23 protein-coding genes are annotated in these 23,092 nt (G+C 45.8%); 6 read left to right on the forward strand and 17 right to left on the reverse strand.

Going from position 1 to position 23,092, the window contains the following annotated elements; all coding sequences use genetic code 11:
* Positions 1-18: 18 nt before the first annotated feature.
* Positions 19-660 carry a YigZ family protein gene (locus QFZ81_RS29080; protein ID WP_307438934.1) on the reverse strand — a complete coding sequence of 214 codons (642 nt, stop codon included), beginning with the start codon at positions 658-660 and terminating at the stop codon, positions 19-21.
* A 168-nt stretch (positions 661-828) separates the two neighbouring features.
* Complete coding sequence (locus QFZ81_RS29085; protein WP_307438931.1) at positions 829-2,184, reverse strand: glucose-6-phosphate isomerase; 1,356 nt, start codon at positions 2,182-2,184, stop codon at positions 829-831.
* A 202-nt stretch (positions 2,185-2,386) separates the two neighbouring features.
* Between QFZ81_RS29085 and QFZ81_RS29090 the strand changes: the two genes are divergently transcribed.
* Both QFZ81_RS29090 and QFZ81_RS29095 read left to right on the forward strand, forming a co-directional pair.
* Positions 2,387-3,670, forward strand: a complete 1,284-nt coding sequence (locus tag QFZ81_RS29090; protein WP_307605590.1) for an NAD(P)-binding domain-containing protein — start codon at positions 2,387-2,389, stop codon at positions 3,668-3,670.
* Positions 3,671-3,763: 93 nt separating this feature from the next.
* Positions 3,764-4,429, forward strand: a complete 666-nt coding sequence (locus QFZ81_RS29095) for a DNA-binding response regulator (RefSeq protein ID WP_307605591.1) — start codon at positions 3,764-3,766, stop codon at positions 4,427-4,429.
* A 323-nt stretch (positions 4,430-4,752) separates the two neighbouring features.
* On the opposite strand, the gene QFZ81_RS29100 is transcribed toward QFZ81_RS29095, so the two are convergent.
* The 4 genes from QFZ81_RS29100 to QFZ81_RS29115 form a co-directional block, all read right to left on the reverse strand.
* The gene (locus tag QFZ81_RS29100) at positions 4,753-5,334 is read right to left on the reverse strand and encodes a glycoside hydrolase family 73 protein (RefSeq protein WP_307605592.1); all 582 of its coding nucleotides are present in this window, start codon (positions 5,332-5,334) and stop codon (positions 4,753-4,755) included.
* Complete coding sequence (locus QFZ81_RS29105) at positions 5,331-5,729, reverse strand: phage holin family protein (RefSeq protein ID WP_307438921.1); 399 nt, start codon at positions 5,727-5,729, stop codon at positions 5,331-5,333. The genes QFZ81_RS29100 and QFZ81_RS29105 overlap by 4 nt, the downstream gene beginning before the upstream one ends.
* A gap of 57 nt (positions 5,730-5,786) precedes the next feature.
* Entirely contained in the window at positions 5,787-6,611 is an 825-nt protein-coding gene (locus QFZ81_RS29110) for a minor capsid protein (protein ID WP_307605593.1), read from the reverse strand.
* Positions 6,612-7,140: 529 nt separating this feature from the next.
* Entirely contained in the window at positions 7,141-7,560 is a 420-nt protein-coding gene (locus QFZ81_RS29115; protein WP_307605594.1) for an ArpU family phage packaging/lysis transcriptional regulator, read from the reverse strand.
* A 165-nt stretch (positions 7,561-7,725) separates the two neighbouring features.
* On the opposite strand from QFZ81_RS29115, the gene QFZ81_RS29120 reads away from it, so the two are divergent.
* The 3 genes from QFZ81_RS29120 to QFZ81_RS29130 all read left to right on the forward strand — a co-directional run bounded on the left by QFZ81_RS29120 (position 7,726) and on the right by QFZ81_RS29130 (position 9,233).
* Positions 7,726-8,133 carry a helix-turn-helix domain-containing protein gene (locus QFZ81_RS29120; RefSeq protein WP_307438917.1) on the forward strand — a complete coding sequence of 136 codons (408 nt, stop codon included), beginning with the start codon at positions 7,726-7,728 and terminating at the stop codon, positions 8,131-8,133.
* 205 nt (positions 8,134-8,338) lie between these two features.
* Entirely contained in the window at positions 8,339-8,863 is a 525-nt protein-coding gene (locus tag QFZ81_RS29125; protein WP_307438915.1) for an ImmA/IrrE family metallo-endopeptidase, read from the forward strand.
* Positions 8,856-9,233, forward strand: coding sequence for a hypothetical protein (locus QFZ81_RS29130; protein ID WP_307605595.1), 378 nt, complete (start codon positions 8,856-8,858; stop codon positions 9,231-9,233). The genes QFZ81_RS29125 and QFZ81_RS29130 overlap by 8 nt, the downstream gene beginning before the upstream one ends.
* Positions 9,234-9,318: 85 nt before the next feature.
* On the opposite strand, the gene ppnP is transcribed toward QFZ81_RS29130, so the two are convergent.
* From ppnP to QFZ81_RS29150, 4 genes are all read right to left on the reverse strand, one after another.
* Entirely contained in the window at positions 9,319-9,636 is a 318-nt protein-coding gene (gene ppnP / locus QFZ81_RS29135; RefSeq protein ID WP_307605596.1) for a pyrimidine/purine nucleoside phosphorylase, read from the reverse strand.
* 79 nt (positions 9,637-9,715) lie between these two features.
* Positions 9,716-11,737 carry a transketolase gene (gene tkt / locus QFZ81_RS29140; protein WP_307438910.1) on the reverse strand — a complete coding sequence of 674 codons (2,022 nt, stop codon included), beginning with the start codon at positions 11,735-11,737 and terminating at the stop codon, positions 9,716-9,718.
* A 189-nt stretch (positions 11,738-11,926) separates the two neighbouring features.
* Complete coding sequence (purU, locus tag QFZ81_RS29145) at positions 11,927-12,826, reverse strand: formyltetrahydrofolate deformylase (protein WP_307438908.1); 900 nt, start codon at positions 12,824-12,826, stop codon at positions 11,927-11,929.
* Positions 12,827-12,892: 66 nt separating this feature from the next.
* Positions 12,893-14,020, reverse strand: coding sequence for a deoxyribonuclease IV (locus QFZ81_RS29150; RefSeq protein WP_307605597.1), 1,128 nt, complete (start codon positions 14,018-14,020; stop codon positions 12,893-12,895).
* A 166-nt stretch (positions 14,021-14,186) separates the two neighbouring features.
* Between QFZ81_RS29150 and QFZ81_RS29155 the strand changes: the two genes are divergently transcribed.
* Positions 14,187-14,615 (forward strand): DUF2621 domain-containing protein, encoded by a 429-nt coding sequence (locus tag QFZ81_RS29155; RefSeq protein ID WP_057305039.1) that lies wholly within the window; start codon positions 14,187-14,189, stop codon positions 14,613-14,615.
* 455 nt (positions 14,616-15,070) lie between these two features.
* On the opposite strand, the gene QFZ81_RS29160 is transcribed toward QFZ81_RS29155, so the two are convergent.
* The 7 genes from QFZ81_RS29160 to galU all read right to left on the reverse strand — a co-directional run bounded on the left by QFZ81_RS29160 (position 15,071) and on the right by galU (position 23,065).
* On the reverse strand, positions 15,071-16,312 hold the full coding sequence (locus tag QFZ81_RS29160) for a glycosyltransferase family 4 protein (protein WP_307438904.1): 1,242 nt from the start codon (positions 16,310-16,312) through the stop codon (positions 15,071-15,073).
* Between the two features lie 25 nt (positions 16,313-16,337).
* Complete coding sequence (locus tag QFZ81_RS29165) at positions 16,338-17,438, reverse strand: glycosyl hydrolase (RefSeq protein WP_307605598.1); 1,101 nt, start codon at positions 17,436-17,438, stop codon at positions 16,338-16,340.
* Between the two features lie 97 nt (positions 17,439-17,535).
* Complete coding sequence (locus QFZ81_RS29170; protein WP_307605599.1) at positions 17,536-18,708, reverse strand: NAD(P)-dependent oxidoreductase; 1,173 nt, start codon at positions 18,706-18,708, stop codon at positions 17,536-17,538.
* 15 nt (positions 18,709-18,723) lie between these two features.
* Complete coding sequence (locus QFZ81_RS29175; RefSeq protein ID WP_307605600.1) at positions 18,724-19,350, reverse strand: acyltransferase; 627 nt, start codon at positions 19,348-19,350, stop codon at positions 18,724-18,726.
* A gap of 11 nt (positions 19,351-19,361) precedes the next feature.
* Positions 19,362-20,744 carry a sugar phosphate nucleotidyltransferase gene (locus tag QFZ81_RS29180; protein WP_307605601.1) on the reverse strand — a complete coding sequence of 461 codons (1,383 nt, stop codon included), beginning with the start codon at positions 20,742-20,744 and terminating at the stop codon, positions 19,362-19,364.
* Between the two features lie 12 nt (positions 20,745-20,756).
* Positions 20,757-22,133: a lipopolysaccharide biosynthesis protein gene (locus QFZ81_RS29185; protein ID WP_307605602.1), complete on the reverse strand. Its 1,377-nt coding sequence runs from the start codon at positions 22,131-22,133 to the stop codon at positions 20,757-20,759.
* A 41-nt stretch (positions 22,134-22,174) separates the two neighbouring features.
* Positions 22,175-23,065 carry a UTP--glucose-1-phosphate uridylyltransferase GalU gene (gene galU / locus QFZ81_RS29190; RefSeq protein WP_307438891.1) on the reverse strand — a complete coding sequence of 297 codons (891 nt, stop codon included), beginning with the start codon at positions 23,063-23,065 and terminating at the stop codon, positions 22,175-22,177.
* Positions 23,066-23,092 lie beyond the last annotated feature (27 nt).

Here is a 23,092-nt window from a genome sequence, read left to right on the forward strand (position 1 = left end):
CTTGTACCCCAAGCCTGCCTATTCCGGCAAGCTCTTATGAACCATGTATTCGTTCTCTCCTGCGATAACAATGCCTTGACCTTGTGTAAAATCTGTTGCCCAGTTGATAAATGCTTCCGCTGCCGCTGCCAAAGGATAACATGCTACAGTCACTTTATCCGTAAACTGAATGTCCCCTAGGAGCATCCCCTGACTTCTCAGTTCGTTCTCGAGTTTGCCATACCACGTATAATCCACCTCAATCAACACTTGCTGATGATTGACTTTATAAATTGGAAGTCCTGCTTCAATGCCTACCACGGCTCCATCCGTATAAGCCCGAATGAGTCCGCCCGCGCCAAGCATAATGCCGCCGAAATAACGGGTAACGACGATAACGATATTCTTAAGTCCTTGATGCTTAATCACTTCCAGAATCGGCTTTCCTGCTGTACCACTCGGTTCCCCATCATCAGATTGCTTCTGAATCTGATCCTTTTCTCCGATGACATAAGCGCTGCAGTTATGTGTGGCCGACCTGTGTTCCTTCTTGATAGCTTCAATAAATAGGGTAGCTTCTTCTTCTGACTCTACCGGTTTGGCATGACCGATGAAACGCGACTTCTTGATGATGATTTCCGACGATCCGTACGATTGGATAGTTTTGAAATGTGCTAGCATAGCCGACCTTTCTTGGTAGAAGGAAACATCTGTTTCATTATATTCTACACACATCCTTTGACTTCGACAATATAGAAAGAAAATTTACCACATAAATAATGGAAATTTTCAATGGAAAAAACGACCAATCCGATAGGATTGATCGTTTCTCTGCTTGGCATTCATGAATTACTTCTGCAAGCGTGCTTCCAACTCAGCTTTTTCCTTCTCATAACCCGGTTTGCCTAAGAGGGCAAACATGTTCTTTTTATACGCTTCAACGCCTGGTTGGTCAAATGGATTCACACCCATCAGGTAACCGCTGATACCGCATGCTTTTTCGAAGAAATACACCATATATCCGAAGGAGTATGGCGTCATATCCGGCAGCGTCACGATCAGGTTCGGTACGTTACCGTCCGTGTGAGCAAGCATTGTGCCTTGGAAAGCTTTCTTGTTCACGAAATCCATCGTTTTCCCGCTCAGGAAGTTGAGTCCGTCCAAATCATCAGGATCTGTGCCAATTGTAATATGATCAGCCACTTGATCAACTTGAATGACCGTTTCAAACAGAATCCGGTTGCCATCTTGAACGAACTGACCCATGGAGTGCAAATCCGTCGAGAAGTCCACCGATGCTGGATAAATACCTTTGTAATCTTTTCCTTCGCTTTCACCGAACAGCTGCTTCCACCATTCCGATACGAAATGCAAGGAAGGCTCGTAGTTAACGAGAATTTCGATCGTTTTCCCTTTGCGGTAGAGCGAATTTCGAACAGCAGCGTATTGATAGGCTTGATTCTCACTCAACTTCGGATTAGAGAACTCATGCTGCGCATCCGCCGCGCCTTTCATAATCGCTTCCACATCAATACCAGCTGTCGCGATTGGCAGTAAACCAACAGCAGTTAATACCGAATAACGTCCGCCTACATCATCTGGAATGACAAAGGTTTCGTAACCTTCTGCTGTAGCGAGTGTTTTGAGAGCACCCTTCTCTTGATCCGTTGTAGCATAGATACGTTTGCGCGCAGCTTCTTTACCATATTTCTTCTCTAACAATTCACGGAAAATACGGAAAGCAATCGCTGGCTCTGTTGTCGTACCGGACTTCGAAATCACATTTACTGAGAAATCTTTGCCTTCAAGCAGTTGAAGCAAATGCGTAACATATGTAGAGCTGATGTTATTTCCAACGAAATAAATCTCAGGCGTCTTACGTTTATCTTTTGGCAAAATGTTATAAAAAGAATGAGACAACATCTCCAGCGCCGCGCGTGCTCCCAAATAGGAACCGCCGATACCGATAACAACAAGCGCCTCGGAGTCGGATTGAATTTGCTTAGCGGAAGCCTGAATACGAGCAAATTCCTCACGATTATAATTCTCAGGAAGATCAACCCATCCTAAATAATCGGAACCTGCACCCGTTTTGTTATGCAGCTGTTCATGCGCTAGCTCTACTTGAGCCGCCAAATAATCAACCTCATGCTGGGATAAAAAGGATAGTGCTTTACTGTAATCAAATTGTAGTTTCTTACTCACTATGTTCGCCTCCATCTCTATTTTTTTCCTTTTCCTAGCATACTTATTTGCCTGTCCAAAAGCAAGTAAGCGATCATATATTGGATGACATTCAATGAGCGATCGCGTAAGTGGAGAGACTTTGGTCTCCGACCAAAGATCCCTATAAAAGAATTCACAGGTTATATTTACCATGATAAAATGAATCTAGAGGTGAAGGATCATGAAACGTATCGGCTTTATTGGACTTGGCACTATGGGCAAACCCATGGCTGCTAACCTTATTCAAAAAGGTTTTATGGTAACTGTATATAATCGGACTGCTGAAAAAGCGGACGAGCTGGCCCGTCTTGGTGCTGAAGTGGGGTTGTCCCCTGCTGATGTAGCTCGCAGCTCGGATGTTCTGATTACAATGCTTAGCAATGATGCTTCACTATTAGAAACGTTCTACAGTGAGCAGGGCATTCTGAGTGGCATTCATCCAGCACTCACGATTATAGACTCCAGTACCGTAGCCCCACAAACAAGTCAAAAGCTGGCTGAGGAACTCGCGGCACATTTCGTCGACTTCCTCGACGCGCCTGTCACTGGCAGTAAACCTGCTGCCGAAGCAGGCACGCTAACTTTCATGGTCGGCGGCAGCCAAGAAGTGTTCGATGAGCATCACGATGTATTCCTCGCACTTGGCAGCAAAGCACTTTACCTCGGGCCGAGCGGTTCCGGCTCGTACGCCAAGCTTGCCCACAACACGATGGTGGGCATTAATTTAGCCGGCTTAGCCGAAGGCTTATCGATTGCGGTTAAAGCAGGGGTGAACCCTGCTCAATTCTTAGAGATTGTTCGCTTCGGCGGAGCGAACAGCAAGCAAGTTGAGCTAAAAGGCGATAAAATGATCGATCGCGATTTCAGCAATCAATTCTCCCTGAAGCTGATGCTGAAGGATCTGCAGCTTGCTCAGGAAATTACGGGCAAGTTCCAGCTGCCGACGCCTATGCTTCAATCAGCTACAAGCCTATTCCAGATTGGCCTAAGCAAAGGACTAGGCGAGGAAGACTTGAGTTCCGTCATTCAGTGTTATGAAGACTGGATGGGTCAGCAGGTCATTAGACCGAGCGAGCCTATCGTTGCTGCAGAGAGGCCGGCATCGCCGCTTTCTGGCCGCGAACGCCGCCGGAACACGCGCGTGAAGCTGGACATCAACCTGAAGCTGTCCATTTACCAATGGGAGCAGGAAGGTTCCTTCTCCGGCCAAAACATCGACGGCACCCTCTTCGACTTGTCCGAGAGCGGACTTCAGATCACCTCTGCCGCCCCGCTTGCGCCGGATATGTTCATCGTCATCCACTTCCCGCAGGAAGCGGAGCTTCCGCCAATCACGGCTCGCGTGATTCGCATTGAACCTGACGGCCGTAACTTCCGTTATGGCTGCATGCTCTCCGCCTTGCCGCCTTATGTGCGGATCAAGCTGGAGCAGTATATTGAGGATCATATTGAGTATGCTTTGTAGGAGATAATAATTTACATAAAATGACGCGTGAAGAACATGCCGTCTTTCCCTTTTGGGAGAGGCGGTATTTTGATTTCCAGGGAGGTTGGCGCAATGGATTTTCTTAGAGAACATGAAAATTTCGTTAGGTTCCATGAGGAGAAACGAACAGGAGAGCGTCTGCGCCGATTAAGAGAGGGATATGGCTACGCTGAAAAACAGTTTATGCAGCAAATCTGGTGGCCGCTCATTGGACATTTTCTCCATCTTCATCCGGAATATGAAGTTAGGGATTTTCAGGACAACACCAGATTTGTCGACTTTGTATATCTCCGTCCGCCACATCGGATTTGTTTCGAGATCGACGGTTACGGTCCGCATGCTCGGGATGTTGACCGCTCTCGTTTCGGGGATAACCTGATGCGGCAGAATCAGTTGGTTTTGGACGAATGGAAGGTTTTTCGGTTCTCACTTGATGATATCACCCAGCATCCGCGACGCTGCCAACAAGTCGTCCTCAACATCATGGCGCGATGGTATGGCGATCAAACTCAACTTATATCACTCACTCATCGAGAAAAAGAAATCGCTCGGCTGGCCGCAAGTACCATAGATCCGCTTAAACCGCATGTAGTTGCTGACCATCTGGGCATCCGAGTTGAACACGCAAGAAAGTGGCTTCATAGCCTGCACAGGAAAGGGATAATAAAGCCGGCCAGTGGAGAGCAGAGAATTCGCTCTTACATTCTGGACCCTGCAGGGCGGAAATTGTTCGTTTAGGCTAATATTGAGGGGGTTACGGCCAAAATTGGTTGGTGCTCCCACGGAACCCAGAATAGAAGTCTTTTGGGACTTCTATTTGTGCTAATTCTAGAGTTTAAGTGAAAATAGAAGCTTTTAAAGACTTCTATTTGTTAAAAAAGCGGCACCAGATTGGAATATCTACGCAAATAAGAGTCTTTGGAGGCTTCTATTTACCTCAAGTGAAGAGAAAGTGCCAAAATAAGAGTCCCCAGGGACTCTTATTTTGGTTCGAGCTGAAGGGTTACTAGCTTACGCCGACAGCCTGGTGATTATCGCATCGTTGTTGAGAATTTTGTTGCTTATTGCTGCCCAGACGCTTTCCGAAGCTCGTCAGCCAAATGGTGTAACTCCACTCTAGCTTCTACATCCTCTGTGCTCATCCAAGCAGCGGATAAGAAGTTAATAATCTTATATGCATCATCAGAACTCATCATATACCCCCTTTTCTCCTCTATCTGATCAAAACAAGTTAGCTCGCTCCCTTCAATAATCCGAATCAGCTTGTCCGTGTATTGCGGTTCTGTTGCATAACCTGCGCACTGCAGCTCTTGACTAGCGCACCTGTAGTCTCTTTCATGTAGCACATTTGCGTATCTGGGATTGTGAGCAAGCAGCAGCGAATGTTCGCGAACGCTATCGCGCCAGTTGTCGTATACTCGAAAGCCGTCCACAATTTGTATCCACTTGCCTTTTATGGATTCCTGCGTAACTTGCTGCTGACCTCTTCCTTTGATCCCAAACAAATTGTTACCGGGAGCAGATCGACCCCAGCCACTTTCCAGAATAGCCTGAGCGATCGTGACACTAGCTAAAATACCAAACTCCCGCATATCCGCTTGTGCGGCTGGAGCTAATTGATCAATAAAGCTTTCTTTGCTCATAACCCTTCCTCCTTGCCTCGCAGCACTTGAATCATCTGCTTCAAAAAGCTGGGCAGCGGCAGCCCTAATCGTCCGTAATTTTCTGTAATGGAAATAAACTCATTCGCCAAGTAAAAATAAATCGCTCCCGTCATCATCAGGTCTGTATCCATCAGAATATCCATGCGATGAGCCAGCATAATCACGAGCAGCATCAGCCCTTTGCGGGCAAGTCCCCAGTAGCCAACTTGGCTATTAAGTCCACGCTGCTCCCTCATCGAGGCGGCAATGCCCGTTACATAATCGACGAGTATCGCCATTAGAAATAGGCTAAGAAGTTCGTTCCACTCGCCGAAGGCATAGGTTGCGAACCCTCCGAGCGTGGCAGAAATCAGGTTAAAACCGATTTGGTTCATTCGTTTTTGCTCCTTTCTGTTGAGATTGGTTGGGGAGGCTGTAGGGATTAAGAAACCTCAATTATGAATTTGTGATACTGTGTGTACGCCAGCCATGAGAGATAACGTACCTTGCGGAACTGAAGCGGCTCCCATTAAGATAACGGTCAGTATTCCCGTGGACAAATCCCCCGAGCGCAGCGTTGCGCTGGAATTAATCACCGTTAACCACCTGCTTTCAGCGCCTCCCATTGGCAATTTAGCTTGTTCAGCCAGTCCCAGCAGTAATATTTGAGCGGCCAACTGATATTCATTTGCCGACCTCGCAGCAATCTGTCCAACGAATTGTTTCGTAAGCTGGCAAGCACCTCTTGACGCCGACGCACTCTGTACGCTCAAACACTGCCATGAGACACTAGGTCGACACGTACCGTTGAATCCACGGTATACACGCCACTGCGAGCCTAAAGCCGCTTCCGTAAATACGGATATAGCTTTCAGCCAAGTTTCTAGAACAGGCTTTACTTGCCGAAGGATCAGGACAGATTTCATGAGACACCTGCCTGCCCCATCCTTGTCCTGCACAGCAGGAAGCGCGGTAATTTGCACCGTGTAGATTTGCCCGTCCACTTCGATGACACCGTCATCCGGATCGAGCAGCTTGTTAATAGCGCTCCAGATGCGATCCTGCGCCCCCGCCGACGTTGTGCTTCTCACGTTCAAACTCAGCTTGCGCCAGCTACTCGGCGCGTCCAGCTTGAACTCTGCGCTGCCACCAACGTGACTGAGCCAGATGGCCTCATCGGGGGTATGTGGAACACCATCCACGAACATGTCTCTCCCGAGTGCTCCCATACCTTCGGACTTAAGATATAACGCTAGTTGATTTGCCATGTTAATCATTCGCTTCTCTCACCTCCTTCTTGTGTATAACATCGTTACAACACTTCATCCTGTCGTTTCCGCCTCTTTGTCTCATTTGTAAGCATGGTTTATATCGTCTCAGCGACGATATCACCGCTGGAGCCCACCGTAACGATGTAAAACATCGTTAAAGCACTTCACTCCAACGTTCTCGCTTACCACTAAGTCTTAAAGTGTTGAGTGTTGGTATTAAGTGTTTTGAAATTCAAAACATTTTTTTTCAAAACGGTCGCTGCCTAAATGACCTAACTAACACTCGTTTCACTCCTTCCAATTGTCCCGTAAGCAGCCCTATTAGATCTGCTCGATCCGGACATTATCCCATGCGCCCTGTTCAGCATAATCACCTCCCTTACTACTCTACACAACGATCTTACCACGGTCCCAATCTAACGAACTGCCAACAAGCGGCCAACTTACGGTCACAATCCCTTAGCTGTTTGTATGACTCTTATATACCTTTGCTTCCTACATCCCATAGCCCCAAGCCCCATATCAACATTATTTATTAAGAAAGTATTACCTCTAGCCGCAGCATGTAAGCCAGCTTAGCTATCGCCTTAGCCTTCACCCGGCGATACGTACGCTCGCTCAAATTGAGCTCATGGAACAGCAAGAAATCGAACAACTTGTCCCTTTGCAAATAACGTTTGCTGATCATTTCCTGTTCAAGTTCATCAAGCAGCAACAACGCTTGCTCTACTTCAGCGCATAAACCACCCAGTTGTTCCTCCGTGTCTGCCTGGTACACAGCTGTCTGCTCCTTCACCTTGAGCACCTGATTCGAGTCCGTAATCGCTCCTCTCTCTTTCCGCACATACCCGATCAACCGGTACATACGAACCGTTTCGAGCACATCTTCCACCCGCTTGCGCGTTGCCCGCCGATCAATTTGTTCTTGCTCTATGTGTAAAATACGTTCCACCATTCTCCGACCATCTCCTAAAATTTGTCGTTTTGAATTTCTAAACAAATCATACGTCTTCTTGTTTTAAAATTCAACACAAAATGTTTTGAAAATCAAAACTTTCTTTCCGAACCCTCTTGTTTTTTGTACCACCAACCCTTTACAATAGAAACAGGTGATGAAGCGATGAAAGATATGGTGCAATTCGGCATTCGAATCCGGCATTTGCGTCAGCAGAACAATTTCTCCCTTAGAGAACTCGGAGAAAGATCCGGTGTCAGTTATTCGTTTATTAACTCCATAGAAAATAACCGCTTCAATCCATCCAGGGAAACGGTTATCGCCTTAGCCGATGCGCTTAGAAGTGCTGATAAGGACGAGCTTCTACTGCTCGCCGGATTTGCTCCAACGGAAGAGGAGGCGCTAGAAGGACCATTTGGACCGAGCAGTTCCGTGGAAGTCGATGATCCTGAAGTCAGCTTATTTTTCAAAGATTTCAAAAATGCGCCCAAAGAGCGCCGGGACGAAATGCTCCGCTTCTGGAACTTCATCAAAGAGCAGCAGATGACCCGCAAACCAGATAGTCAGCAGTAACAGTGGCTTAAGCGCCATCTTGATGAACTTATCCTTTTACAATAAAGCCAAGCCCTAATGGGCTTTTCTTTACCTTAAATAAACGAACATATATTCCTATAACGAGGTGTTTGTCCTGTTCACTCACTACCAAACCACCCCTCTGGAACAATGGGTCGAAGCTTTATATCTCCAACATGATATCAAAGAGCCATCTCAGCTTAGCATGACCAATTTGGCTGCTAAACTGCATATTTGGGTTTATGCGATGGATATGAGCAGCATGGCTGTTGAAAATAACGGACAATTCAGCATCAACGTAGACCGTCGATTATCTGCCAAAGAGCAGTGGGAAGACTTCCTTCACGAGCTATGTCATGTGCTTCGCCATTCCGGCAACCAAATGATTATGCCAGATCGCTATGTCGATTGGCAGGAGCAGGATGCATCGGCCTTCCAGCTCTACGCGGCAATACCCATTTCTATGCTTAAGAAACTGCCGCTGCCCGAGCAAAAGAACGAAATGATTGCCCTTCTATCCGAAGAGTTTCAAGTAACCCATCGGCTTGCAGCAGCTCGCATAGAGCAAATTCAGCGACGTGTCCTGCAAGGCATTATGGATCATGAATATCAGCTATTTACACAAAGTCAAGCTAGCAAATACAATCCAGCCAATTGGTCCGATGCAACTCGCCTTATCATGGACAAGCTGGAGCATCTGAAGCAAAAAGGGGCGCCCTCTGATGGCTAAGCTTACTGTTTTTTATGACTTCCATGAAGAGCGCATCCAGCCCTTTCTCATGTCGCTGCATTTTCGACCTCACGAGCTAGATTGGAACAAAACTTCGATGTACGTGCCATTAGACGCTCCGTTTCAGAAGCTAAAGATGGAAGAAATCCCCGACTTAGAGGCTGGAATCACTGTTTTGCTGGATGACCTTGTCGTCAATCTAGGACACCCCCAATGCATCGGTATCAGCATCTCCAGAATTCAACAGCGACATTTGGCGCTTCCAACTGATATTCTACAAAGCATCCAACAGCTATGGATACGCATGAGCGATATTGAGGAAGTGCTGCATATGAATATCCGCTCCCTCTACCCCTGGTCATCCAAATAAATCCAGACGCAAAAATCCCATACATCATCGGGCACTTTGTCCGATAGATGTATGGGATCTGAAGGGATATCTCTTCCCTATTTAATTACTCATGAATATAAGAGCAAATATAATCGCTAACTGTTTTCACTTCGAGCTTGAATTTTGTATTAGCGGGAACAGTGAATTCACCTTGGCCACTGATGGTAATCCATTCGCTGCTGCCTGGAAGCAATACGTTCAGCTCACCAGCTTGGATTTCCATGATTTCTTTAACATCTGTTCCGAATTCGTACTCACCCGGTAGCAAAATGCCGAGTGTTTTTTTGGTGCCATCGGCGAATTGAACTGTGCGGCTAGTCACTTTACCATCGAAATAAACGTTGGCTTTCGTTAATACAGTTACATTTTCAAAGCTGGACATGATGAATAGTTCCCCCTCAAAAATAACTAAGAATAAGGCCAAGCCCACGCGGGGGTGGGCAGTGGCTGCTTTCAATTAATTAAGACAATAGAGCTTTCACTCTAGCTGCTACGTTCTCTGGGTAGAAGCCGTACTCTTTGAGAACCAAATCCCCTGGTGCGGATGCTCCAAATGTAGAGATACCAAGGATGGATCCTTGGTCGCCAACATAACGTTCCCAACCAAGCGGGTAAGCCATCTCAACAGCTAGACGCTTCTTCACTTCCGGCAGAATGACGGAGTCTTTATATTCTTTGGACTGTTTCTCGAACAGCTCCAAGCTTGGCAAGCTTACGACACGAACGTTAATGCCTTCGGCTTCAAGAAGCTTTTGCGCCGCGACAGCCAATTGTACTTCGGAGCCTGTTGCCAGAATCTGTGCAACTGGCTTGCCATTTGTAGCATCGGATACAACATAGCCGCCTTTGCTTAGGTTTTCTTTCGCACCTTGGACAGTTCCTTCGAGAATCGGCAGGTTTTGGCGAGTCAATACGAGAGCAACTGGCCCTTTAGCCTCAGAAATCGCGTAACGCCAGGCTTCTGATGTTTCATTTCCGTCTGCAGGGCGAATAACAGTGATACCCGGAATGACACGAAGCGCAGGCAATTGCTCTACCGGCTCATGCGTCGGTCCATCTTCACCAACAGCGATACTGTCATGTGTTAGAACGTAGATAACCGGAAGCTGCATAAGAGCAGCAAGACGAATCGATGCGCGTAGGTAATCAGAGAATACGAAGAATGTAGCCCCGTATATTTTAACTCCACCATGTAGAGCCATACCGTTCATCGCTGTACCCATACCGAACTCACGAACACCAAACCATAAATTGCGGCCTGCATAGTTGCTGGCACTGTAATTGGATTCGCCTTTGATCATGGTGTTGTTCGAGCTTGCCAGATCCGCGGAACCGCCGATCAATTGCGGCAATTTAGGTGCAATCGCATTAATCGCATTACCGGATGCAACACGAGTAGCCATAGGCTTGTCTGAAGTGCTGTAAACCGGAAGATCTGCGTCCCAGCCTGCTGGCAATTCATTGCTCACTGCCGCGCTGAACTGGTTGCCGAGTTCTGGATATGCCTTAATGTAGTCATTCAACAGGCTGCTCCAAGCTTGTTCAGCTGCAGCGCCTTCTTTTTGAATTTCTGCATAGTGCGCTCTAACTTCGTCCGGAACTAAGAAGTCCGGCTCTTCAGGCCAACCATAAGCTTGCTTCGTCAGCTTCACTTCTTCGCCGCCAAGTGGAGATCCGTGAGGTCCAACGTGTCCGCCTTTGCCGCCTTTGTTCGGGCTGCCGAAACCGATGGTCGTTTTCACTTCAATCAGTGTTGGGCGTGTTGTATCAGCTTTCGCTTCAGCAATTGCTTTGGAAATTGCAGCAAGATCATTTTGCTCTTCTACGCGCAGCACTTGCCAGCCATAAGCTTCAAAACGCTTCTCAACGTTCTCGGAAAATGCCATGTTAAGCTCGCCATCCAGCGAGATATCATTGGAATCGTACAACATGATTAGTTTGCCCAATTTAAGGTGAGCTGCCAAGGAAACCGCTTCAGATGAAACGCCTTCCATCATATCGCCATCACCACAGATTGCGTATGTATAGTGGTCGATTACAGGGAAATTCTCTTTATTGTAAGTCTCTCTCAGATGAGCTTCCGCCATGGCCATACCAACTGCCATACCAATACCTTGTCCAAGTGGACCCGTAGTCGCGTCAACACCTGCTGTATGACCGTATTCCGGATGTCCTGGTGTTTTGCTTCCCCATTGGCGGAAGTTTTTGATTTCTTCCATTGGCAGATCATATCCGCAAAGGTGAAGAAGGCTGTATAGCAGCATGGATCCGTGGCCGGCTGAAAGCACGAAACGGTCACGATTGACCCATTTAGGATTAGATGGATTATGCTTCATATGCTGCTTCCACAGCACGTAAGCCATTGGCGCAGCCCCCATAACCATACCTGGGTGACCTGATTTGGCTTTCTCAACGGCGTCGATACCCAAAGTACGGATCGTGTCGACCGCTAATTGTTCAATTGTTTTGTTTGTTACTGTCATTCGAAAATTCCCTCCTATATTTCTGTATTTTCGTCAATCAATGACTTGTACATACAAGTGACTTTTCTCGCTTGCATTATTGTACCATTTGCTTTAAGGCTTTGCCACAATAACCCGCTAAAACATCATCAGCCTAAGCAGTTACTAGCAAATAGGCTGCATCCAGTAATGGACACAGCCTAATCTAGCCTAATTAAATACAACTGTCTTGTTATTATGCACAATAATTCGATCTTCTACATGCCATGCTACCGCTCTAGCAAGGACGATCCGTTCAATATGCCGACCGATTCTTTTCAAATCTTCGACGTTATCACGGTGGCTAACCCTTTGAACGTCCTGTTCAATAATCGGGCCGCCATCCAATTCATCCGTCACATAATGTGCAGTAGCGCCAATGATTTTTACCCCACGATTATGGGCTTGCGCATAAGGCTTCCCGCCGACAAAGGCAGGCAAGAAGGAGTGATGGATATTAATCATACGGTTTGCGTAGTGTTTAATAAAAGAAGGCGAAACGATCTGCATATAGCGAGCCAATACGATCGCATCAATATTGTCTCCAACGACTTCAAGCTGACGACGCTCGGCTTCAGCCTTCGTATCCGCGGTAACCGGGATATGGTGATATGGGATCCCAAAAGGCTCGACGAGCGACTGCATGTCCGGATGGTTACTAATGACCATCGCGATATCTGCGTTAAGATCACCCGCGCGCCAGTGCCAAAGCAGCTCAAGCAAGGCATGATCTTCCTTCGATACGAAGATAGCGATGCGCTTCTTCTGACTGGCAAGAGAAAGGCTCCAATCCATGGAGAACTTGTCCGCAACGACAGAGAAATCCTTTCTCAACTGGTCAACCCGGCTCCCAAGTTCCGTTAAATCGAACTCGATCCGGATGAAAAACATGCCGCCTTCAGGATCCATTGTGTATTGATCGGATTGCACGATATTCGCACCATATTCAAACAAAAATTGCGAGACTGCCGCAACGATTCCCGGCTGATCCGGACAAGAGATCAACATTCTCGCCCTATTCACCATTACGCTCTCCCTGCGCAATGAGTTATTCGTACTTCCCTGTTCCATATTAATCCCCCTAATAGCTTTAACTTTCTGTATGAAAGCTTTCTTTTTAGTTTGCTGTAATCTATATTAAGCTTTCTTGAGTATCTCTTTACCTGCGAGCCAAACGATCAATCGTTGATTAATCTGCTCCTCGCTAAGGTCAGAAAAGAGATTTTCTTCGTGTAGAATATCATACAATCGCTCCAGCGGCTCACGTCCGTCCGCTTTCTTTGCCTTGGCATCATTTTTCAATAATTCCCAAGTATTCAGAACGAAATCACGGAAATGAATCTCTTTTTTGCCTAACAAAAAGTCAATTCGCTCTACATGATCCAAGAACTCGCTGCCAAAACGCCCACTGAGGTTACCAGAGAGCAGAGCAATTTCTGCTTCGTACATCGGACGCTGCGTTTTATCTTCTTTACCAATCCAAGGAGTCTCAAGAATCATAGGCAAATGCTGCAGCTTCTCATGGTTGGCAATATTATTCATAGCCTCAAAGCCAATCCAACCAGAACCAAGCGGCGCGTGACGGTCCTTGCTGGCTCCGCGAGGATTTTTACTATCATTCAAGTGAATAACACCAAGCTTTTCTAGACCGATTACTTTGTCAAAATGATGCAGAACGCCATCGAGGTCGTTCACAATATCATACCCGGCGTCATGAATATGGCAAGTGTCCAGACAAACGGATAATTTGTTGTTAAACTCTACTTGTTCCATAATTTCAGCTAATTCCTCAAAGCTGCGGCCAATCTCCGTCCCTTTGCCAGCCATTGTTTCCAGTGCGATGTTCACATTCGTATCTTTAACCCCTGCAAGTACTTCGTTCAGACCTTCCGCAATTCTGGCAATGCCATACTCCGCATCCTTGTCCGTGTAAGCCCCGGGATGAAGAACGATATTGCGAACGCCAATATAGTCTGTCCGACGAATTTCTTCCTGAAGGAAACGTACGGCTAACTCAAAGGTATCTTCTTTATAAGAACCTAGATTAATAATGTAGGGAGCGTGTACGACGATTTCGTTCATCGCATGCTTCTCCATCACAGCTTTACCTTCTTCGACAAATTGATCCTCAATCGGTTTACGGCGCGTATTTTGCGGGGCACCTGTGTATATCATAAATGTGGAAGAACCGTATGTGACTGCCTCTTCAGCTGCATTTAACAAGCCTTTATCAGAGAACGAAACGTGTGAGCCAATTTTAGGCATAATGGATAACTCCTTTTTGTGTGTCTACTACGCAACTACTTAGGTATGGAAGACCAAAGTAGTTACGTTTACTACCTTCCTATTTTACTAGGATTGTCGCAAGAAATCTAGAAATAAGGTATAATTCTTACGAGATATTGATGCAAGCTAGTGAGGTGACAAATAAATGGCAAATGATTTTTTCATGTGGTTCATCATTTTCTGGGTATGTGTCCTGCTTTTGTTCATGTCCATTGGCGGATATTTCATGTTTCGGAAGTTCCTAAAGGTGCTGCCCAAAGAAGATGGCAAGTCGAAGCTGGATTGGCAAAATCACTACGTGGATAGTTCGCGGCACTTATGGACAGAGGACTCTAAAACATTTCTCGATCAACTGGTATCACCTGTACCGACAGCCTTTAGAGATATTGCCAAGCATTCCATCGCAGCTCGCATTGGACAGGTTGCCCTGGAGGCGCATGCAAGTGAAGTAACGCGTGACCACTGTATTCAAGGTTACATTCTTGCAACACCGCGGCGCGACTATAAGAGCTTGACTAGCTTCCTCGAGAAGCAGCAGATTGACTATAGTGCGCATAAGCATTTACTCCAATAAATGAAAAAAGCCAATCCTACACTGAAAGTAGGAATGGCTTTATATGTTGGTAGGACGGTCCATTACACTCATTCTTTTGCCTACGGTGAAGCAAATAAAAACATGGACACCTCATACCCCGAATAACACTGTTGAGAATCAGCGGACATGTCTACAATTATTTTATTCATTTCTGTGTTGGCACAATCTTTACAATGACACAGTGGAATAATCGTCTTATAATATCCCGTTTTGAATACCTTATCGGCATTACTTTTGGACATTATAGATTCACATTCAACACAATATACCATTTCTGTTTTGATCATAATTACACTCCTTAGAGTTTTCATAAAAAACTAGCTTCGTAAGCATACTCATTAAGAGTTATAATGTCGCAAGATGCTATACGATGTTACATTATGTATTGGTTTTATTATACGATACAATTCGTAACATTACAAGCGATAATTTCTTCAAGCGTAGCCTTGCTGTCTAGATCTGCTATCCTCAAACATACCAATGAGCTTCTTTTTTATAATATCCTCCGTATATCCAATCTGAACCGTATCGTAAGACGCTTTCCCATAGGCTTCACACAGTTTGGGATTATCCAGCAGCCTTCGTATCGCTAGCGATAATTGATAGGGATTATTTTCATAGACTATAATGCCATTCCTATTATCCTCGAGTAAGCCTCTTACACCCGTTACATTATAAGCAACTGTCGGTAATCCACACGCCCCCGCTTCCAGCATCACTAAGGGTAATCCTTCATAAGCGGATGGAAGCACGAAAAATTCCGAGGCATTGTAATATTTCACTAATTTGTTCTTGTCACGAATATTCCCTAATAGAGTCACTTTGTTCTCCACTCCATGCTGCCTAATCAAATCACGCAGCATGGCTTCATCCGGACCGCTTCCGGCAATGAAAATGTGGAGATCTTCCACGTCTTTTAACTGAGCCGCTGCTTGAATAAGTAAGCTGTGTTTCTTCTGGTGGTCAAATAGTCGGCCTACTGAAATCAAATATCTTTGAGCAGGATCAAGCCCAAGCGACTTCATAGCCTCATGTTTATCTAATTGCTTGTACATGCTCGTATTTACAAAGTTCGGGATGAGTTTTATTTTCTCTTTCAAGGCAGGAAAATGTTTAAGCATATTGTTGGTCTCATCCATATTAAGCGTGGTTAGAAAGGCTGCATTGTGCAAAGTACGCTTCTTAATAGGGAGCAATATTTTCGGAATACTTCCGCCATGATAGGCGCCGATAATCGGAATGTTTAAAGATTTGGCGATCTTCGATAAAGGTTCAAAACGACCCGTATTATACTCTTGGCAATATATGATGTCGATCTGATCCTGCTTAACAATATCTTTGATCATTGGGTTGGTCGTCGCCATCAATTGGGATACGTATTTCCCCATAGGTGTTCGCCCCGAAAAAGGGATAGACGCATACCATTTGTACAGCATTCCCACAGGAATAAATTTAACCCTGCAGTTCACAATTTGGTGTTTATATTCGCGTACCTGATTACCTCTCATCGTAAAGAGATAGATAATAGTTTCAATTCCGTCCTTTTCCAAAAGCCTCGCATACTCAAAAGAAAAATCGTTATGATAGGACCGAATGTAATCTTCCTCACTTAAACCTAAGCCTTTTACAAAAAAATCTTCAAAAACGTTCGTATGGCTAAAGATTCCGATGCGCATAAATTTCCCCTCCAAATAAGAATCCTTACGATGGTTTATAGAACATAATTTTATAGCCATAAAAGGAAAAGAGTTGAATCATCGATGGCCTCATGAGATGTTCATGCCTCGTGATAACGCTATGATGCCCGTACAAGCTTTGAACAGTTGAAGCACTGTTCTTGGTCTCCAGCATTTCTCCCCATGTCATGAACCAGACATATTTATTTTCCTTCGAGGAAAGTATAGACTCATTCGGCATTTCACCATTTTCACCAATACCAATCGGCTTCCCTCCACCAAGCTCCCATAACTCATCATGGTAACTTTGCTTGTAATCATTATTGTAAATATCGACGGCAAGTGCATCTACCTTTGAACTGCCTGGATATGTGTTCGCATAGGGATCAACACCTGAGCTCGGGGCATTCGGATTCCACACCCACAATAAATTGTTCAAACCATGTACATTGACATAGCGGTCAAACATGATGTTCCATAAACGCACATAATTGCTTTTCTTCCCCCACCAGAACCAATTGCCGTTCATTTCGTGGTAAGGCCGCCATAGTACGGGAACACCTGCATCCTTCAGTTGCTTTAAATAAACAGCGACTTTATCGATATCTGAGATCAACTGCTTGTTCAAGGATGTGCCATCCGTGACAATTTGATCGAATTCCTCTTGCTTAGTCGCCCGTTGTACGTTATTCCAATACTGCTGCATTCCGGGATAGCTGGCGTGGTACATCATCGTGACAATACCGCCTGACTTATGCCACTCAATAGCGCTGTTTACGACCTTTTGCCTTTGATCCTCTAACGTTGTCTCATTTTGTCCAAGAATCCCACCCATCTCATAGCCATGAACGATAGGATCTTTGCCGGTTGCAGCCTTTATTTTAGTAACAAATACATCTGGGTCCTCTAGAAAGTCATGCTGTCCTGTTAACATGCTTTTCCCCTTCAAACTGTACAAATACGTCAGTAATTCCTTAGCCTCGGGAGTAGCATTGGCATTCACCGGTTCAAAAGCTGTAAAGAGGTAGTTTTCCATCGCCTTTGCTGGAAAATGGATGAGTAAACCGCCTATACAAACCAAGACGATGATTCTGTACTTAAACTTGGAACTCCACCAACTTCGCACTTTCATCATTTCCTCCCTTACACCAAGGCAATAAAGTGTACAAGGCCTGCCTGGAAAACCCAAGTCAGGCCTTGCTGCATGCATGTTAAATACGAGATTAGGAAGCAGATAAATCGAACGCTTCTTTACGTCTATTTTGTTCCATTTCCTTCCAACTACTCAAGGCGATACTGTCTGGGATATCCACATCACGGAAGGTAAGCATTTGTCCTTCCTCGACCGTTTGGCGGACAACAGCATTCGTTAGCAAGCCAATAGGCACATGATTTAAATGATCTTCCATGTTCACCGCGATACCCCTAACTTCAAAGCTGCCTACACCGCGTTCAATCACTTCACCCGGTACTAAGCGGCGCTTCGCGATCGATGCAATGCTAACAGCCGGATTGGTGCTGTTATTCAGAAGAACGCCTCCTCCACCCAACACGCGGCGAATGGTTTTAACCACTTCCAAATGGCACAGATGGAATGTTGTGTACAGCGTGTAGAATGGACCGTCACCCAGCTTTAAGTATCTCAGATAATCCTTATGGCGGTCATCATGCTCTGCAGCAATGTATACGCCAGCCGGTGATTTCGGAGACAAGATATAATCGCTGATCGGATAACCTAAGCCTTTGGCATATTCCGCCTGAATATTAGCGCCAATTCTTACATCCTCACATGCCGTTCCCAAAAGTCCTGGTACTGCAGCTCGCGCACCTAGGCCATTGGCAACAAGTGCTTGCTCAATCTGCACTTTTGTTCCATCGGTGAAAGATACCTGCAGACCAAGATTGAGCCCTTGTTTCTTGGCCCAGTAAAGCATATCCTCTTTGCTTGGGTTCAGATTAAGAAAGCCTTTGATATTTCCGTAAACAAGCGGTTTAAAGCCCATCGATAACACATTCTCGCGTAGAGCAGCCAGACATCCCGGTTGATCACCTTCGGCCTCGGTAATAAACCCTTTACTCGCCAAATAGGAGCCCGTTGTCACCTGCAAGTCGGCATTGATCGTGATGACAGGGATGGATGCTTCCATAATGCGGAGGATCGTCTCCGTGCCATAAATCGTATCTCCGCAGCATTCAACAATCACATCGGAATGTTCAATCAGCTCGTCCACGGAATTAGTCAATCGGTCATTCAGCGGATATTCTCCACAATGGTCAATATTTCGGCGAGTTAGCACGCGAGATACCTTTAAACCATAGGCTTTCTCAATTTCGATCACCAATCCTTTGGAAATAAAACCTGTTCCTATAACACCAATTCTACTTTTTTGCTCCATTTTTTACTCCTCCTGTTATATGGTCATTTTTAATGTTGCTTCAGTCCGTACCACTTTTTTCCAAACTTTTGTTACGAAGCAGTATTGCTTGATGACCCTTGCCGGTGAACCCACGGCGATGCTGTAAGGCGGGATTTCCCCAGTAACGATGCTTCCAGCCCCAATGATGGATCTTTCGCCGATCTTTGAACCCGCAAGTATCGCAACATTTTGACCCAGCCATACCCCAGAGCCTATTTCTGTTCTTGCACTGGATAACGGCTGTGCCATATAGTTAGGCCCGCTCGGATTAATGCCATGATTGTTGTCTGAGATGTAACATCCCGCGGCAATCGTAACATCATCACCGATCGTTAATGATTCACAGCATGAAATGTTTACCCTTTGGCCTATAACAACACGATTCCCAATTCGCAGCGATCCAATGGGTCCCTCCGGAATACGGTAATGCACTTCCATCCTCACATTAGGCGCTATAAAAACCTGTTCACCTAACTCAACGAATTCCGTATTGTACGGGAAAAATGGTGCAGAAACGCAGCTGTTTTCCCCGAACTTCTTAAACATGAATCGATACCAAAGCAGTGTGCGGATTTTGTTTATCTTATTGCGAATCGTTGTATGCACCTGGCTCAGCCGCATGATTACATCCCTCACATACTTTGAATTTCTAGTTTCTCAATTTCATTCCAATCTGCACTCAGACGAATGATATCTTCTTCAAATAAATCTGAGCCAATCTGCACCTCGATCAACTCCAAATCCGTTACAGCCCGCAGCCCATGTCTCATCCCCTCAGGTATTTTCAGCACGTCTCCGGCCCCTAGAACAAAGGATTTTTCGTTTAAAATGAGTTGTCCTTGACCCGCGATAACAGTCCAAACCTCACTTCGCTTTTCGTGCAGATGGTAGCTTAAATTTTTGCCGGCTTTCACGCAAATCCGTTTCGTTAAAACTTCATTACCTTCCCCATACTTGCTGTAGTCAACAACTTGATAGCGACCCCAGCGTCTTTCCTCGTACATGGTCCTATAATCTACTGATTTCATAACCTCTTTTATTCTCGGGCTGGCGGCTTTGTCAGTGACTAAGATACCATCTGGACTTACGGCTACAACGACATTCGATAAACCTAGTACCGTCACCGGCATATCCAGTTCATTGACAATGTGTGTATTGACCGAATCATCTGTCATGATTCCTTTGCCCATGACTGGCTTTGTCAGCTCCTCAGTTAATGTATTCCAGGTGCCCAAATCCTTCCAATCACCGTTATATCGGGAAACGATAACATGTTCAGCCTTTTCGATCACCTCGTAGTCAAAGCTGATTTTCGGCAGTTTGCTATACTGCTTCAGCGTCTCCTCGTAGTGAATAGGCAGCCCCTTTTCCAAGAGTAAATTAATAAGATAATCGAGCTTAAAAGCAAACACGCCGCAGTTCCAAAGTGCGCCCTGCTGGATTAAGGCTACCGCATCCGATTGTGCTGGCTTCTCCCTAAAGTGGCTAACCCTCCGAAACGTCTGTTCGGACGCCGTCTCTTCACTTTGATCCGGTACGATATAACCATATTTCTCAGATGCAAGCGCCGGCTTAACACCCATAAGGGCAATATCTGCACCGGATTCATGCAGGGTTTGTTCCAACTTTGTCACTTCTTCAAAGAAGGAAGCTTCCACAAACGGATCAACAGGGACGATCGTAATAACCTCATTCAGACTAACCCCTTCGATTGAGTACAAGTATGTAGCCGCCAATGCGATTGCCGGAAAGGTATCTCGACGTTCGGGCTCCACGACCATACGCACTTCGGAACCCAGCTGGTTCTGAAGAATGTCCACTTGCGATCTCCCTGTGGCTACAAAAGCTGAATCGCTTAACTTCAGCCCCTGAAGCTGACGCCATACTCGCTGCACCATGGATTCCAAATCACCATTTGGATTATCCAGCACTTTCAGAAACTGTTTCGATCGAGAATCATTGGATAACGGCCACAAGCGTTTGCCAGAGCCACCCGAGAGCAGTACAAGCTTCATTTCATCCACATCCTAATCCGTCGCATTTTTATAACCCTTAAGCTTGCTAAGCATGATTTGCTTCACCCATCCCATGTCTTCGGTGAATTTGAAAATGTTCGGGAAAGGGACTTTTAACGTCAGCGGGAAATTTACTAGGATAAAACCTAATCGAATAATAGCAGCCAGCAGCATCGCCATGCCCGCTCCGGTAATACCAAAAACCGGGACAAGCCAGAAGAGCAATGGTACCATTACACCTAGCCCAACTGCGTACATCATCGTTACAATACCTGGACGGCCAAGCGCCATATAGGCTTGGGATATGACCATACTTGACCCTGTTATAACCACTTCCAGAATGAGAAGACGAAAGACGGAAACTGCGCTTTTGAAGTCACTGCCGTATAAAATAATCAACACATAAGGTGCAACGAGCATAGCTGCTATCGCAGCCAATATCGAAATGAACGTACTGACTCGAAATGCACGAACCGTCATTGCGATGACTTCATCCTTCGGCAAACCGGAAGATTTAGGAAACAAGATTAAGGAAAGGGACTGCGAGAAAATATTTGCCATACGTGACAGGCTAACGGCCACGACATACAATCCTAAATCAGCGGATGATAGCAAACGGATAACAATAAGTTGATCAACATACAGGCTCATATTGCCGAGCAAGTCAATGCCATAGGAGCCCAGACCATACTTAATATTCCTCTTCATAGATACCCATGAGCCTCGCCACTGTACCCTGTATATCCGCAGCAGGCGAATCGTTAACCAAATTACAATCGGCACATTCGGTCCCAAGTAGGCGATAGCCGATGTGAAAGGAGTTAACCTCCCTGCTGCCAAGAAACACAGCAGCATAGTCAGCGTTGCAATCGGCATTAAATACCGCACGAAATTAAATAGCGCAAATTCATTACGTGCTCGTAAAACAGCGTTATTCACAAATGTTAATAAAATAACCGGGGTAATAATCATCGCCCCCTGTGCGAACTGTATGACCTGAGAGGAATAGGTACTGAGCCATATCGGAATGAAATAAACACCGATTGCACAGGCGACAATACCGGACGCACAGCTTAGCAGTAGTGACGATATATACAACTTCCCGGCGTCCTCGGGATACTTCTTCATGTTGTAGACCACAGCGGAATGCATACCTATTGTCATGACAAAGGCTAGAAACTGCGGCCAAAGGATCATCGTTGCATGATCCCCCCGTCCGCTTGGACCGAGGAACCGACTCGTCATGATGCCAGTCAGCATGTTCAATCCAAGGATGAACATACTCGCCAACAGTGCCCTGATTGAAGTAGACACCGTATCCTTGCCTTTCATTAACCCCTTCATTAGTGGAACCACTCGATTGACTTTCAGGGCCAATGGATTGCTCACTCGAAACACCAACTCTCCTATCGAAATGATTCCGTTCCGTCTCAGCCCAGAAGCTTTAACCCTTTCTCGCGTTCGATCAGTGATTCAATGGCAGCCAGCAGCGGATATCGCAGTTCATTGTTGCTGAGGCCAAAGTCTAATGTTGTTAGAATAAAACCAAGCTTCTCGCCGACATCATATCGAATGCCCTCAAAATTGTAGGCGTAAGCCTGCTGGATTTCATTCAATTTCTGAATTGCATCCGTCAGCTGGATCTCACCACCTGCACCGGTTTCGTGCAGCTCCAGGAATTGAAAAATTTCCGGTGTCAGAATATAGCGACCCATGATCGCCAAATTGGATGGGGCTTGACCAAGCGGCGGCTTCTCGATGAAGTTATTCACCTGATACAGCCTTCCCTTTTGCTTCAATGGATCCACGATGCCATAGCGGTACGTTTGATCATCAGGTACGGTTTGAACGCCAATGACAGAAGCCCCAGTCGTCTCATACTGTTGGATCAACTGCCTCAAGCAGGGGACCTGAGCGGAAACAATATCGTCTCCTAGCAATACGGCAAAAGGCTCATCCCCGATAAAGCGGCGCGCACACCAGATGGCGTGACCCAGCCCCTTCGGTTCTTTCTGTCTAATGTAGTGAATTTCAACTTTGGAGGAACGCTGCACTTCTTTCAGTAGCTCTAACTTTCCGGCCTCCATCAACTTATATTCCAGCTCAAAGGCGTTATCAAAATGATCCTCGATAGCCCGCTTTCCTTTTCCCGTAACGATGATAATATCTTCAATGCCAGATTCAATGGCTTCCTCCACAATGTATTGAATCGTAGGCTTATCAATGATCGGAAGCATTTCCTTGGGCATCGCCTTCGTTGCCGGTAAGAATCTCGTGCCAAGCCCTGCTGCGGGGATAATTGCTTTTTTTACTGTTTTCATAGACATGGCTCCTCATAATTTTTTTAT

Origin of the sequence: Paenibacillus sp. V4I9, assembly GCF_030817295.1 — a bacterium.
Taxonomy (GTDB): Bacteria; Bacillota; Bacilli; order Paenibacillales; family NBRC-103111; genus Paenibacillus_E.